Annotated in this window: 9 protein-coding genes; 4 read left to right on the forward strand and 5 right to left on the reverse strand. The window is 74.2% G+C overall.

Annotated features, from left to right (window positions below):
- Positions 1-2 precede the first annotated feature (2 nt).
- Positions 3-1,649 carry a serine hydrolase domain-containing protein gene (locus DZA62_RS10360; protein ID WP_116948803.1) on the reverse strand — a complete coding sequence of 549 codons (1,647 nt, stop codon included), beginning with the start codon at positions 1,647-1,649 and terminating at the stop codon, positions 3-5.
- A 77-nt stretch (positions 1,650-1,726) separates the two neighbouring features.
- On the opposite strand from DZA62_RS10360, the gene DZA62_RS36300 reads away from it, so the two are divergent.
- Positions 1,727-2,557, forward strand: a complete 831-nt coding sequence (locus tag DZA62_RS36300; RefSeq protein WP_116948804.1) for a Gfo/Idh/MocA family protein — start codon at positions 1,727-1,729, stop codon at positions 2,555-2,557.
- A gap of 3 nt (positions 2,558-2,560) precedes the next feature.
- Here the strand turns inward: DZA62_RS36300 and DZA62_RS10370 are convergent, their stop codons facing one another.
- The 4 genes from DZA62_RS10370 to DZA62_RS10385 are packed head-to-tail and all read right to left on the reverse strand — an operon-like array spanning position 2,561 to position 10,053.
- Positions 2,561-3,916 (reverse strand): replication-associated recombination protein A, encoded by a 1,356-nt coding sequence (locus DZA62_RS10370; protein ID WP_116948805.1) that lies wholly within the window; start codon positions 3,914-3,916, stop codon positions 2,561-2,563.
- A 10-nt stretch (positions 3,917-3,926) separates the two neighbouring features.
- Positions 3,927-4,877 carry a dihydrodipicolinate synthase family protein gene (locus tag DZA62_RS10375; protein ID WP_116948806.1) on the reverse strand — a complete coding sequence of 317 codons (951 nt, stop codon included), beginning with the start codon at positions 4,875-4,877 and terminating at the stop codon, positions 3,927-3,929.
- A 47-nt stretch (positions 4,878-4,924) separates the two neighbouring features.
- The gene (locus DZA62_RS10380; RefSeq protein ID WP_157987591.1) at positions 4,925-7,612 is read right to left on the reverse strand and encodes a PQQ-binding-like beta-propeller repeat protein; all 2,688 of its coding nucleotides are present in this window, start codon (positions 7,610-7,612) and stop codon (positions 4,925-4,927) included.
- On the reverse strand, positions 7,609-10,053 hold the full coding sequence (locus DZA62_RS10385; protein WP_116948808.1) for an NHL repeat-containing protein: 2,445 nt from the start codon (positions 10,051-10,053) through the stop codon (positions 7,609-7,611). The genes DZA62_RS10380 and DZA62_RS10385 overlap by 4 nt, the downstream gene beginning before the upstream one ends.
- 170 nt (positions 10,054-10,223) lie before the next feature.
- On the opposite strand from DZA62_RS10385, the gene DZA62_RS10390 reads away from it, so the two are divergent.
- Genes DZA62_RS10390 through thyX form a run of 3 tightly spaced genes read left to right on the forward strand, consistent with a single transcriptional unit; the run spans position 10,224 to position 14,189 of the window.
- Positions 10,224-12,614: a ligand-binding sensor domain-containing protein gene (locus DZA62_RS10390; RefSeq protein ID WP_116948809.1), complete on the forward strand. Its 2,391-nt coding sequence runs from the start codon at positions 10,224-10,226 to the stop codon at positions 12,612-12,614.
- Positions 12,615-12,646: 32 nt separating this feature from the next.
- Positions 12,647-13,399, forward strand: coding sequence for an NAD-dependent epimerase/dehydratase family protein (locus DZA62_RS10395; RefSeq protein WP_116948810.1), 753 nt, complete (start codon positions 12,647-12,649; stop codon positions 13,397-13,399).
- A 4-nt stretch (positions 13,400-13,403) separates the two neighbouring features.
- Positions 13,404-14,189, forward strand: coding sequence for an FAD-dependent thymidylate synthase (gene thyX, locus DZA62_RS10400; RefSeq protein ID WP_116948811.1), 786 nt, complete (start codon positions 13,404-13,406; stop codon positions 14,187-14,189).
- Positions 14,190-14,277 lie beyond the last annotated feature (88 nt).

The following is a 14,277-nucleotide window of genomic DNA, read 5'->3' on the forward strand; positions in this document are numbered from 1 at the left end:
GGTCAGTCCCGTCGCGCCGTGGTGGCGCCGTCCGGGCCGGTGACCGTGACGGAGTCCGCGCCGAAGGACACGGTGACGTCGGGCGGGGTCCCCGCCGGGTCCGCCGGGCGGTAGTCGTCACCGGACGGCGCCAGAGTCAGCGACGGCGGGTCGGCGCCGACCTCCACGCCGTCCACGCCGCCCTCGTCGTTCAGCGCGTACCAGGCCAGCAGCGGCCCCTCCCCGGTGTCGAGCGTGACGTACGTGCGCAGCTCACCCTCGGCAAGAACGGTGCCGCCCGGTTCCGCGTCGCCGACGGGCCCGAACTCGTCCTCCAACGCGGCCAGCTCGTCGCGCCCGGCGTCGGTGTCGCCCGCGAGCAGCTCGGCGACCAGCCGCTCGTGAGCGCGGACGGCGCCGGGGTCGCGGGGCGGGAACAGCGCGAGGACGGCGTCGGCGCCGAGCGCGGCGATGCGCAGGCCGTCGTCGGCGGTCACGCGGTACGCACCTCCCGTGTCGAGCCGGTAGTCGCCGACGATAGCCGCGGCGGCGTCCGGATCGACGGCGCCGCCCGGGACGTCGGGCGCCGGGATCGGATCGCCGGCCGCCAGCGCCGGGCCCACCGCGGCGAGCAGCTCCTCCGCCGATACGCCCGGCCCGTTGGAGGCGATCGCGAGTACCCGCTCCCCCTCGGGGATCCAGATCACCACGGCGTCGTGGCCGACGTCGCCGCCCCCGCCGGCCGCGGCGAGGAACGGCACGCCGTACGCCGTGGCGTCGTAGGCCACCCAGCCGGGCGTCTCGGCCGCGCCGTCGGCCAGGTCCACCTCCGGGGTGGCGATCGCCGCGGCCGACTCCGCAGTGACGACCGCGCCGGTGAACAGCGCGTGCGTCCAGGCGGCGAGGTCCGACACGCTCATCGCGATGCCGCCGTTGCCGTCCAGCGCCCAGTGCGGCCCGGGGAAGTCGCCGGCCTCGCCCGTGCCGCCGTCGTCGAGCCGGCCGACGGCACGGTCACCGGACGCGGCCGGGTCGCCGTCCCAGAAGCCCGCCGACGGGAGGTCGCTCAGGATGCGGGACGCGGCGTGCTCGCGGTAGCTCCCGGCCACCTCCTCCACGACCAGCGCCAGCAGCGTGTAGCCGGCGTTCGTGTACAGGTAGTCGGTGCCGGGCGGGAACGCCGGCGCCATCGCGTCGATCGCGGCCAGTGCGTCGTCGCGGCTCAGGGGCTCGTGATCGGCGCCGGCCGAGCCGTTCAGGCCGCTGGTGTGCGTCATCAGCTGCCGCAGCGTGGCGTCGCGGACCGGCCCGCGCAGCTCCGGCAGCAGGTCGCCCACCCGGTCGTCGACGGACAGCCGGCCCTGGTCGGCCAGGTCGAAGATCGCGGCGGCGGTGAACGCCTTGGTGACCGAGCCGACGGCGAAGACGGTGTCCGCGGTGTTGGGCCGGCCGGTCGCCTGGTCGGCGACGCCGTAGCCCGCCGCGCACACCGGCTCGCCGGCCGCGGCGATCGCGACCGACCCGCTGAAGCCGGCGTCCGCCCAGGCGCTCAGCGCGGCGTCCGTCTCGGGGTCGCAGCGCGGGGGCGTCTCCGGTGTGTCGACGTCGGAGGTGCAGGCGGCGAGCACCACCGCGGCGGCCGCTGCCAGGGCCGGGAGGAATCTGGTCATGCGGCGACCGTAGGAACCGCGCTGCGAACGCCGTGTGAACCGCAGCGGGTGTCCGACACCCCCTAAGCTGGCTGACCGTGACGCGCATCGGTGTGATCGGGACGGAGAGCAGCCACGTCGACCAGTTCCTCCGCCTGCTCAACGTCGAACGGCGGCACGGCGACGCCCACGTCGTGGCGCTGACCGGCGGCGACACCGAGCGCAACCGCGCGCTCGCCGCGGTCGCCGGCAGCGACGTGCCGGGGTTCGTCGACACGCCGGGTGACCTGGTCGGCGCCGTCGACGCGGTGCTGATCTGCTCGCGCGACGGCCGCGGGCACCGGGCCGAGGCGGTCCCGCTGATCGAGGCCGGGCTGCCCGTCTTCGTCGACAAGCCGCTGGCCGGGTCCGCCGACGACGCGGCGGCCATCGTCGGAGCCGCCCGGACGCACGGCGTGCCGCTCTACGAGGGGTCGGCGCTGCGGTTCGTCCCGGCCATCGCCGAGCTGGCCGGCGACCGGCCCACGGCCGTCCACGTCACCGGGCCGGCCGACCCCGCGGGACCGCACGGCGGCCTCTACTTCTACGGCGTGCACCTGGCCGAGGCGGCGTTCCAGCTGATCGGCGACGACGCCGCCGGGCCGGTCGACGTGCGGGCCGGCGAGGGCGTCGTCACGGCGCTCACCACCATCGGCGACGTGCACGTCACGCTGACGTTCGTCGCCGGCCGGGTGCCGTTCCACGCGACCGTCGTGCGGGCCGGCGGCGTCGTGTCGCGCGAGTTGGCGTTGCCGCACGACTACACCGCGCCCGTGCTGGACCGCTTCCTCGCCGTCGCCGGGAAGGGCGAGCCGCCGTCCGAGGCCGACGCGGCCGCCATGGTGGCGCCGGTCGCGCTGATCGACGCGGTGACCGCCCGGCTGGGCTGAGGGCTACTCGCCGCGGACGATGCGGCGCAGCTTGGCGTAGCGGTCGGCGTAGTCGCGCTCCGCGCCGCGGCTGCCCGGCTCGTAGTACTGCTTGTCCTTGACGGAGTCGGGCGCGTACTGCTGTTCGACGACGCCGCGCGGGTCGTCGTGGGCGTAGGCGTAGGACGTGCCGTGGCCCAGCTTCTTCGACCCGGCGTAGTGGGAGTCGCGCAGGTGCGGCGGGACGGCCCCGGCCAGCCCGGCCCGGACGTCGGCGACGGCCGAGCCGATGGCGGTGACCACGCTGTTCGACTTCGGTGCCAGCGCCAGCGCGATGACCACCTGGGCGAGCGTGATCTGCGCCTCCGGCCAGCCGATCAGCTGGACCGCCTGGGCGCCCGCGACGGCCGTCTGCAGGGCCGTCGGGTCGGCCATGCCGATGTCCTCACTGGCCAGGATCACCAGCCGGCGGGCCAGGAACTTCGGGTCCTCGCCCGCCTCGGCCATGCGGGCGAGGTAGTGCAGGCCGGCGTCGACGTCGCTGCCGCGGATCGACTTGATCATCGCGCTGGTGACGTCGTAGTGCTGGTCGCCGTCGCGGTCGTAGCGCACGGCGGCGCGGTCGACCGCCATCTCGGCCACCTCGAGGGTGATGACGCCGTCGGCGCCCGCCGCTCCCCCGGCCGCCGCCTCCAGGTACGTCAGGGCCCGCCGGGCATCGCCGCCGGCCAGCCGGAGCAGGTGGTCGTGCGCGTCGTCGTCGATGGTGACGGAGCCGCCCAGGCCGCGTTCCTCGGCCAGTGCGCGGCGCATGACCTCGCGGATGGCGTCGTCGTCGAGCGGCTCCAGCGTCAGCAGCAGCGAGCGCGACAGCAGCGGGCTGATCAGGGCGAAGTACGGGTTCTCGGTGGTCGCCGCGACCAGCGACACCCACCGGTTCTCGACGCCCGGCAGCAGGGCGTCCTGCTGGGTCTTCGAGAACCGGTGCACCTCGTCGACGAACAGCACGGTGCCGGTGCCGGAGCGGACGAGGTCCTTGCGGGCGGTGTCGATGACGGCGCGGACGTCCTTCACGCCCGCGGTGACCGCGGACAGTTCGACGAACCGCCGCTGGGTGGCCCGGCTGACGACGTAGGCGAGCGTGGTCTTGCCGGTGCCGGGCGGCCCCCACAGCACGAGCGCCATCGGCTGGTCCTGCTCGACCAGCCGGCGCAGCGGCGTGCCCGGCCCGAGCAGGTGCTGCTGACCGACGATCTCGTCGAGTGTGCGCGGGCGCATGCGCACCGCGAGCGGCTTGCCGGCGATGTCGTCGTCGGCGCCGGCGAGCGACCCCGCGGGCACCGAGGGCGCGGCGCCGCCGAACAGTCCTTCCTGCTCCATGCCGTCGAGCCTAGCCACGGACCTGGTCGCGGCACTGCCGCACGACCCGGACCACTTCGTCGCGCTCGGCGTCGTCGAGCTCGGCCGGCCGGTACGGGTCGACGGCGAACTCGGCCGGCACGATGCCCTCGTCGGCCGCCAGCCACAGCATGCGCTGCACGTAGCCCTCGTACGGTGGCCGGAACGTCACGCGCGCGACCTCGTCGACGATCGCCGACACCTCGAGGAACCGGGCCGCGGCGTCGCGCGCCGACGTGTGCACCGCCGCCGCGAACGTCTGGACCGCGGCCACGGTGATCTGCACGGCGGCGGCCGCGAGCCCGATCAGCGCACCCTCGGCACCCCACATGAGCGATGCGCCGAGCATGCGGTCCTCGCCGGTGAGGACGAGCAGGCCGCGCGACCGGGCCGCCGCGATGGTCTCCTGGCAGGCGATGGCGTCGTGCAGCCGGGCCGGCTTGAACGCGCACACGTCGGGGAGGTCCAGCACCCGGCCGAGCGTCTCGAGCGGGTGCGGCCGGGTGTAGAGGTCGAACGCGATGAGCGGCAGCCCGGACGCACGCGCGACCGCCTCGTGGTGGTGGACGACGGCGTCCGGATCGGTCTCGGCCGGCGGGAACACCAGCAGCGCGTCGGCGCCCGCCGCGCCCGCCGTGGCCGCCCATTCGAGGTCGTGGTCGCGCCCCTCGGGGCTGCCGCCGACACCCGCCAGCACCGGGACGCCCAGGGTGGCGGCGCGGCGGACCAGCTCGGACTTGGTGGCGATGGGCAGGTGGTCGCCGCGCCCGGTGTGCGCGGCGATGGCCAGCCCGCCCGCGCCGCCGCGGACCAGGTGCCCGAAGTACGTCTCGCAGACGTCCGGGTCGGTGCTGCCGTCGGCCCGCATGGGGGTCGCCGCCGCGGCCACCAGGGACCACCGCAGCCGTCCCGTCAGCTCCGCCGCACCTCGCGTGTTGGCCACCGATGCAGACTACCCAGTGCCCGGTCGCGTTCCGTCACGGCCGTCCCTCAGCCGGCGCACTGCCCGCGCACCGGTCCGGTGACGTCGTTAGGCTCGTCCAGGACCGGTGCCGGGTCGTTGCCGGTGCAGGACAGCCCGCCGATGACCTGGTTGCCGGCGAACCGGACGCCGCCGGTGTTGCCGTCCAGCGAGATCGAGCCGCTCACGACGGAGTCCCGGACCGAGACCGCGCCGGCGCTGCCGGTCACGGTCAGTGGCCCGGACACCGTCGCGCCGGACAGCACCACGCCACCGGCCCGGTCGGCCCGGATCGGGCCCGACACCGCCGAGTCGGTGACGGTCAGCATCGCCCCCGGGCCGGCCTGCACCGGGCCGGACACCGTGGCACCGACCAGACAGGTGGTGCCCGACTCGACCCGCAGCGGCCCGGCGTGCGGCCCGTCGACGGTGACATCGCACAGCGGCGCCGCCGCCTGGAACGACGTCCACAGCGCACCCCGCGTGGAGAGCCGGCGGGCCTCGACGGTCAGCTCGCCGGAGCGGTCCAGCGGCACGGTGAAGGTCAGGCTCGCCGCGCCGGTGGCGTCGGCCCGCACCGTGCCCAGCTGCCGGGCGTCCGGGCGCAGCCAGAGCTCCGCCTCCTCGCCCGGGCCGAGCCCGGTGAGCGTGACGGTCTGCGGCCGGCCGGCCGGGACCGACTCCGCCGCCACGCCCGCGGCCGCCGCCGGCCGGTCACTCGGGGTGTACTCCCAGTACTGCAGGTCGCGGGCGATGAACACGTTGCCGTTGTTGTGCAGGAACCCGTACGAGGCCGGCCGGAACACTCGGGCGCGGTCCAGCGTCACCGGGTCGATCGTGTACATGCTCCGCTGTGAGACGACGTAGAGCTGGTCGACGTACGGGTCGTACCAGAGCCGTGAGCCGACGTGCGCGTAGTCGATGGTGTCCCACGGGTACGGCTCGTAGGTGCGCCGCGCCCGGACCTCCCGCGTGTCGACGTCGATGCGGAACACCGACACCGTCGTGTGGCTCCACAGCAGGCCGTTCTCGTCGAACGCCAGCTCGCCGATGGCGCCCTCGCCGGGCATCGGCGCGACCTCCCAGAGCTTGCGCCGCTCCTCGATGTCGTAGGCGAAGACCACCGCGTCGGTCTCGGTGGGCCGCGGCCCGCCGACGCCGCCGTAGACCGACGTCGCGCCGTACAGCACGCCGTCCCGGTAGGTCAGCGCCACGACGCTCTGGCCAGGCACGACGTCGGTGAACCAGGACTCGCCGGTCCGCGTGTTCAGCAGCGTCAGCCCGCCGCCGGGCGAGCCGTTCTTCGCCACGGTCCCGATGGCGAGGTGGTCGCCGGCCGAGGCCAGCGCGAACGGACGGGACTGGCCGTGGTCCTCGTACAGCCGCAGCACCGAGCGCGGGTTGACGCCCGGTTCGGCCGGCTGGCCGGGGTCGTAGCGCAGGATCTCGCCCCACGGGTAGGTGCCGACGTAGAGCGCGCCGTCGTGGGTGGCCATGCCTTCGGCCTGGCCGACCTCGGCGGCGAACGACGCCTTGGCGCCGGTCGCCGGGTCGTAGGCGGCCAGCCCGCCGGCCAGGAAGCTGCCGGCGTAGAGCAGGCCGTCGGGTCCCTCGGCGATCGAGCGCGACGCGGCCGGAGCCGCGACGGCGTCCGCGGTGCGCCGCTGCGATGCGCCGGTCTGCGGTGAGTAGACGAAGTAGCCGCCCTGGTGGTTCAGCCCGACGAGGGTGTCGCCGGGCCAGCCCGGGTCGCCGAGGTTCAGGAAGCCGAAGCCGCGGACGTCGCCGACCCCGGTCAGCGAGGTGGCCGCGTAGGTCCGGTCGACCAGGTCGTAGCTGTGCAGGGTCTCGTCGCGGACGAAATGGACGGTGCGCCCGTCCGATGCCACCGGCGACATGTTCAGCCCGTGAACGTCCGGGATCTCCTGCACCCAGGCGCCGGTGTCCAGGTCGTAGACGTGCAGCGGCGCGGGCGAGCCGGAGAGGCTGAAGCGGGCGAACAGCAGCCGGCCGCGGATGTCGAGGTCGTACACCCCGGCCGCCGGGTCGGCGTTTGGCGGCAGCCCGAGGTCGCGCCGCTCGCCCGTCGCCGCGTCGATCTCGACGACGCTGGTCGAGGCGTGGGTGCCGGCATAGACCTTGCCACCGGCCGCGGCGATGCCGCGCACGATCAGCGGGTCGGCCGTGGGTGCGAGCGACCCGAGGTTCGTCGTCGCGCCGGTGGCCGGGTCGTACCGGAACACGTTCGCCCGGGACTGACCGGTGCCGCCGTAGACGACGCCGTCCTCGTCGTGCGTGATCGACCAGACGAACGTCTCGCCCGGCACCGCCACGCCGAGGTCCTCGACGGCCGCGGCGCCCGGCCGGTACCGGTAGACCCGGCCTTCGCCGTAGCTGCCGACGTAGACGTCACCGTTCGGGGCGACGTCGACGGCCCACGAGCCCGACGACCCGGGCAGCGCGAACTCGTGCACCCGGCTGCCGTCGCGCGCGTCGACGACGCTGAACACCGCCGGGCTGCCCGACGACACCAGGTACAGCCACGGCTCGCCGTCCGGGCCTGGCCCGACCCCCGATCCGGGCGCGGTGACGGCGTTCAGCGGCAGGCCGCCGATGTCCTTGAAGGACGGGTAGTCGGCCGCGGCCGCGCCGCCGGCCGCCAGTGTGCCGGCCGCGACCAGCGCGGCGGTGGACCAGGCGATCAGGCGGCGCATCATGCCTCTGGGCACTGGCCGGACACCGGGCCGTCGACGTCGACGTCCTCGACCTCCGGCTCCGGGTCGTTGCCGGTGCAGCTCAGCGGGCCGGTGACGGTGAGCCCGGAGACGGTCGTGCCACCGGTGTTGTTCGTCAGCTCGACCGGGCCGGTCACCGTCGTGCCGGCGATCCAGACCTCGCCGACGGAGCCGGTCACCGACAGCGGGCCGGTCACGGTCACGCCGTCGAGCGTCACGCCGCCGGCGCCGACCGCGCGCACCGGCCCGCTCACCGACGAGTCCTCGGCGACCAGCACCGCGCCCGGGCTGACCTGCACCGGGCCGGACACCGTGGCGCCGTCCAGGCACGTGGTGCCGGCCTCGACGGTGATCGGGCCGGCGTGCGGGCCGGTCACCGTCACGTCGCAGACCGGCTGCGGGCGCAGCGAGAAGTTCCACCGGTACAGCGCCGCGCCCCGCGTGTAATAGAGGTAGCCGTCGTCGTCGCGGGCCAGCGAGCCCACGCCCGCCGCCGCCAGCTCGTCCACCGCCCAGCTCCGCGGGTCGACCCGCCACAGGCTGCCGGAGCTGGTGACGTACAGGTAGCCGTCCTCGCGGAACAGCAGGTGGCGGTCCTGGCCGTACATGTTCGTGCTGCGCGGGAAGAGCCGTTCGGACCGGGTGACGGCGCCCGCCTCGGTGTCGTAGGTGAACAGCGTCCCGTCCGAGACGCCCCACAGCGTGCCGCCGGCATCGAAGGTCAGCCCGTTGACCGCCCGGCCGCCGGGCACCGGCGCCAGGCTCTCCAGCACCTCGCCGGTGGCGGGGTCGGCGACGAACAACCGCGCCTCGGTGGCCACGGGGTCGATGCCGTAGCCGCCGTTGATCGACGTGCCGCCGTAGAGCAGCCCGTCGCGCTCGGCCAGCGACACCACGCTCTGGTCGGGTACGACGCCTCGGTGAGTCACGACCTCGCCCGTGGCCGGGTCCCACAGGCTGAGCGCGCCGCCGAGCCGGCCCGACTTCGGCACGCTGCCCACGGCCACGAGGTCGCCGACCGGCGCGAACGCCTGCGGCCGGTCCTGCTCGGCGGCGATGGTCGCCGCGGGGCCGGGGTTGGTGCCCACGCTCCACGGCTGTGCGGTGTCGAAGTCCAGCAGCCCGGCGTTCGGGTAGCGCCCGAACACCAGGTGCTCGCCGTAGGTGCCGAACCCCTCGACCTGGCCGGCGCCGGCCAGCAGCGTCGTCGAGCCCGCGGCGGGGTCGAACCGGGCCATGCCGGGCGGGGACAGGAACGCGCCGGCGTACACGGCGCCGTCCGGGCCGGAGCCCAGCGCGGTGAGGGTGTTCGGCGCGCCCTGCAGGTCGGTCTCGCCGATGTAGCGGCCATTCCGGGTCTGCGGGTTCCAGATGTAGATGCGGCCGTAGTAGTAGGTCATGGCCAGCGACCTGCCCGGGAAGTCCGGGTGGTCCAGGTCGACCCACGCCCAGCTGCCGGGGAACGCGTTGGGCGCCCAGCCGACCGGCGCGTAGGTGTGGGTGTCCAGGTCGTAGGCCACGACGCCCACCGCGGCGATGCGGAAGTAGACGTACTTCCCGGCCGGGTCGGGCGCGGAGATGGCGCGACCGGAGATGCCCGGCACGATGTTCACGAACTCGCCGCTGCCGGTGTCGTAGACCAGCAGGTCGTTCGAGGGCTGCACCCGCAGCAGCAGGTATTCGCGGGCCAGCGTCATGTCGTAGACGACCTCGTGCGTCTCGTACTGCGCCGGCAGCGCGACCTGGTGGTACTCCCCCGTCGCACGGTCGAAGCGGGTCAGCCGGGCACGCGGCTGGGTGCCGACCCAGACGCTCTCGTCGTCGGCCTCCAGCGTGCGGGCGTACGTCTCGCCCGGCACGGCCCGGCCGTGGTCGGTGAACGCGCCGGTGGACGGGTCGAAGGAGAACAGCTTGCCGCCCGGGTACGTGCCGCCGTAGACGACGCCGTCCGGCGCGGCGTCCAGCCGCCAGATGCCCTCACCGGCGAACGGCACGCCCAACGCCGTCACCGCGTCGTCGCCCGGTGTCCAGGAGTACAGCTCGCCCTCGGTCATGCCGAAGTAGACGGTGCCGTCGGCGGTGCTGAACGTGCTGGCCCAGCTGTTGATGCCGGCCGGCAGCCGCTCGGCGAACACCACCTCGGCGGTGCGCAGGTCGGTGACCTGGAACATGCCGGGGGTCTCCTCGTTCCCGGCGGTGACCCAGTAGGCCTGCGGCCGGCCCTCGGCGTCGACGCCCTGGGACTGCTCCTGCGAGAGCACGCGGCCCTCGATCGGGTAGCCGAGCGACTCCTCCGCGCCCACGATCGGCGCCTGCGCGGTGGCCGCCGGCGCCGGATCGGTGCGCGCGTCCGCCACGGGCACCGTCAACGACAGCACGAGTGCGGCGGCGACGGCCGCCAGCGGCGATCGGTACAGCCTCATCAAGGCATCCTCCTCGCGAGCTTCATTTCGGCCTGGCCCGTTAGCCCGTCATCCTGGCAGCCCGTCGCTCGGGAGGGCAAGACCTCCGGTAATTTCGGCCTTGCCCGATATCCGCGGTGCCGCTAGCCTCCGGGGCAGATCCCCCGTCCCGCCGTCTCGGAGGTCCCGCGATGAGATCGCTCCTGTCCGGATCGGCCGTCCTCGTGCTCGCCCTCGGCACCGCGGCGGTGGCCCCGTCCGCCGGCGCGTCCGGTGCGGCCACGGACGCGCCACCGCCCGGCGAGGTCACCTCGCTCGGCACGCCGCTGCAGGACGTGCTGCTGATCGGGGGCACCCTCGGTGCCGGTCCCGACGGCACGCCGGTGCTGTGGAGCGCGTCGTCCGGTGCGCCCGCGCACCTGAACGCCGTCGACCCCGCGACCGGCGAGGCCGTGGCCCGGTTCGACCTGACCGGCGCGGGCGGCTCGTGGGCCGTCGACGCCGGCGCCGACGGCTCGGTGTACGTCGGGACCTACGGCGCGGCCGGGCTGTACCGCTGGACGGCGGCCGGCGGTGTCGAGGCGCTCGGCAACCCGGTCGCCGGCGAGACGTTCGTCTGGGACGTCACGGTGGCCGACGACGGCCAGGTGTACGGCGGCACGTCGCCCACCGGGAAGCTGTTCGGCTACGACCCCGCCACCGGCGCGTTCCGCGACTACGGCCGACTCTCCCCCACGCACGCCTACGTGCGCAGCGTCGCCGTTCACGGCGACACGATCTTCGCCGGCACCGAGAACCCGGCCGCGCTGTTCGCCGTCGACCGAGTGTCCGGCGAGAGCACCGCGCTGCCGCTGCCCGACGGCCTGGACGTCTCGACCGCCTGGGCCTACGACGTCGACGTCGTCGGCGACCACCTGTACGTGCGGTTCGGCTCGGCGTCGCCGAGCCCGCTCCACGTCTGGGACATCGCCGCCGGTCGATGGGTCGACGACATCCAGACCGCACACGGGCTGGAACCGTCGCCGCCGGACGAGGAGGGCCGCGTCCACCTGATCGCCGGTGGCGAGCTGGTCCGCTACGACCCGCGCGACGGCAGCACCGTGTCCACCGGCGTTCCGTTCACCGGCCGCGTGGCGAACACGCGCGGCATCGGCTGGGCCGAGCTGGGACTGCCCGACTACCCGGGCCGCAGCATCGTCGGCCTGCTCTGGCGCGGGCTGATGTTCCGCTACAACCCGACGACCGGCGCGCACTCGTTCGTCCAGACCACCATCGAGGGCGAGCCCATCGACATCACCGCGCTCAGCGAGGGCCCGGACGGGCGTGTGTACGCGGGCGGCTTCCTCAACGGCGGATTCGCGGCGGTCGATCCCGCGACCGGCGTCCGCGAGGAGTTCCACACGTTCTCGCAGAGCGAGGCGATGACGACGCACGCCGGGCGGCTGTACGTCGGCGCCTACCCGGACGCGCGGGTGTACTCCTACGACCCGGCACTGCCGTGGCACAGCCCGGAGTACTCGCCGTCGCCGGATCCCGGCGCCACCGACAATCCGGCCAGACTGTTCGACTTCAAGGCCGACCGGCAGATCCGGCCGCGGGCGCTGGCCTCGGCCGGCGACCACCTGGCCGTCGGCACCATGCCCGACCTCGGCGAGCTGGGCGGCGTGTTCGCCCTGTACGACACCGCCGGCGGCGAGCTGGTGCATGCCGAACGCGACCTCGTCGACGACGAGAGCATCGTCGCGCTGGCCTACCGCGACGGCGTCGTCTACGGCGCCACCAGCATCTACGGCGGGCAGAGCGCCACGCCGCCGACGCAGCCCGAGGCGACCGTCTTCGCGTGGTCGGTGGCCGAGCGGCGGCTGCTGTGGGAGCTGCACCCCTCGCCCGGCAAGCCGTCGATCCCGGCGCTGGCCTTCGACGACGCCGGTCTGCTGTGGGGGCTCTCCGGCACCGACCTGTTCGCCGTCGACGTCGCTGCCGCCTCCGTCGTCGAGCGGGTGAGCCTCGGTTCGAGCGGCAGCAGCTCCGGCGACCTCGTGCTCAGCCCGGCTGACGGCCTGCTCTACGCGTCGCCGGCCGGCTCCCGGCTGGTCCGGGTCGACCCGTCGACGCTGGCCGTCGAGGAGCTGTGGACCGGCACGGCGTCGCACCTGGCCGCGCACAGCGACGGTGACGTGTACATCGGGTCCGGCGACGAGCTGCTGCGGTTCCGCCCGGCCTGCACGGCGAGCGTCACCGGCACCCACCGCGGCGCGCTGACCGCGTCGGCCGGCACGCTCTGCCTCGACGACGCCACCGTGCTCGGCTCGATCACCGTCACCGGCGGCGCGGGGCTGCGCATCACCGGCGGTTCGGTGTCCGGGTCGGTCACGGCCGACGGCGCCTCGCCGGTCGTCATCTCCGGCGCGACGGTGCGTGGAGCGGTGACGCTGACGAACGGGCCGGCGCCGGCCGCCGTCATCTCCGGGTCGACGATCGTCGGGTCGCTGGCCTGCTCGGGCAACGCCGAACCGCCCACCGACGAGGGGGTGGCGAACCGGATCCGTGGTGCGCGCTCCGGGCAGTGTGCGACGCTGTGAGCCCTGATCCAGGCACCGGGAGGAGCGGCGGCATGCACGTCCTGGTCATCGGCGGCGCCGGCATGGTCGGGAGCAACGTCGTCCCGCACCTCGCCGAGCGGCACACCGTCCGGGTGCTCGATCCGCGCCCGGTGGACGTCGCCGGCGTCGAGTCGGTGGTCGGCGACGCCCGCTCCCCCGGCGACGTCTCGGCCGCGCTCGCGGGCGTCGACGCCGTGGTGCACATGGCCGCCGCCATTCCGCGGGTCGGTGGCTACGACCCGGCCGCGAACCACCTGTCGTTCGAGGTCAACGTCGGATCGCTGCACCTGGCGATGTCGCTGGCGGCGGCCGGCGGCGTGCGGTCGTTCGTGCACATCAGCACGATGTCGGTCTTCGGCGACTACTCCACGCGTCTGATCGACCCGGCGGCCGCGCCCGACTCCGCCGAGGTGTACGGGCTGACCAAGCGGCTCGGCGAGCAGGTCGTGGCCGCGCTGTCGCCGTCGCTGGGGCTGCCGGCCTGCTCGCTGCGGCTGATCTTCCCCACGCCCGACGCCGACTGGCCGCTGTGGCGCTCGCCCGAGGGTCATCCGCCGCGGCAGATGACCATGCGCGACGACGGCGGCGCCCGCATCCCGGCGCTCGCGGCCGCCGACCTCGCGGCCGCGATCGACCGCGCTCTGGCCTGGACCGGGCCGTACCGGCCGTTCCTCGTCACCGCCGATGTGAGTGGGGTCTCCGTGCTCGCCGACGACACGCAGGCCGTCCTGGGCTGGCGTCCCCAGCGGGTGCTGGCAGACTGACCCCGTGCGCAAGGTAGAGCCTGAAGTCCACCTCATCGCCCGTCCCGACTTCGACTACGACGAGGTCGCGGCCTACTTGAAGGAGGTCGGCGGCGAGACCTGGCTGGAACGCGTCGACCGCGGCGACCTCGACGACGCGCAGAACCTCGCCGAGTTCGCCGGACGCATCTGCTATCGGTCGTGGGAGCCGGGGCTGAACCCCAACGTCAGCCGTATCCGCACCGACCAGGCCGAGTACCTGAAGAACATCCTCGCCAGCGCGCACGGCTCGGTGCTCGAGCACGTCAACTTCTCCTTCGTGCTGCACAACGTCAGCCGGGTCGCGACCCACGAACTGGTCCGCCACCGCGCCGGCGTCGCCGTCTCGCAGGAGTCGCTGCGCTTCGTCCGCCTCGACGACCTCCCGTTCTGGTTCCCCGACTGGGCCCGCGAGGACCCTGAGCTGATGGAGCGGGCCGGCGCTCTGCTCGGTCAGATGGAGGAGTTTCAGCACTGGATGGCCGGCCACTTCGGCCTCGACGACGAGGGCGTGAAGTTCGGCGAGAAGAAGCACAAGACGTCGTTCATGCGCCGGTTCGCCCCCGAGGGCCTCGCGACCGGCATGGTGTGGACGGCCAACGTCCGCACGCTGCGCCACGTCATCGAGAACCGCACCGCGCCGGGCGCCGAGGAGGAGATCCGGCTGATCCTCGGCAAGGTCGGCGCGCTGATGGTGAAGGAGGCGCCGGCCCTGTTCGGCGACTACACCGTCGAGGACGGCGTCTGGACCCCCGGCTGGCGCAAGGTCTGACCCCTCCCGGAATGATCACGTTCAGGTGGGGTGTGTTCGCCGAGCAAGGCATGCATGCCTGGTGAAGCGAACGGACGCCAACTGAACG

Source organism: Jiangella endophytica, from assembly GCF_003427025.1.
Taxonomy (GTDB): Bacteria; Actinomycetota; Actinomycetes; order Jiangellales; family Jiangellaceae; genus Jiangella; species Jiangella endophytica.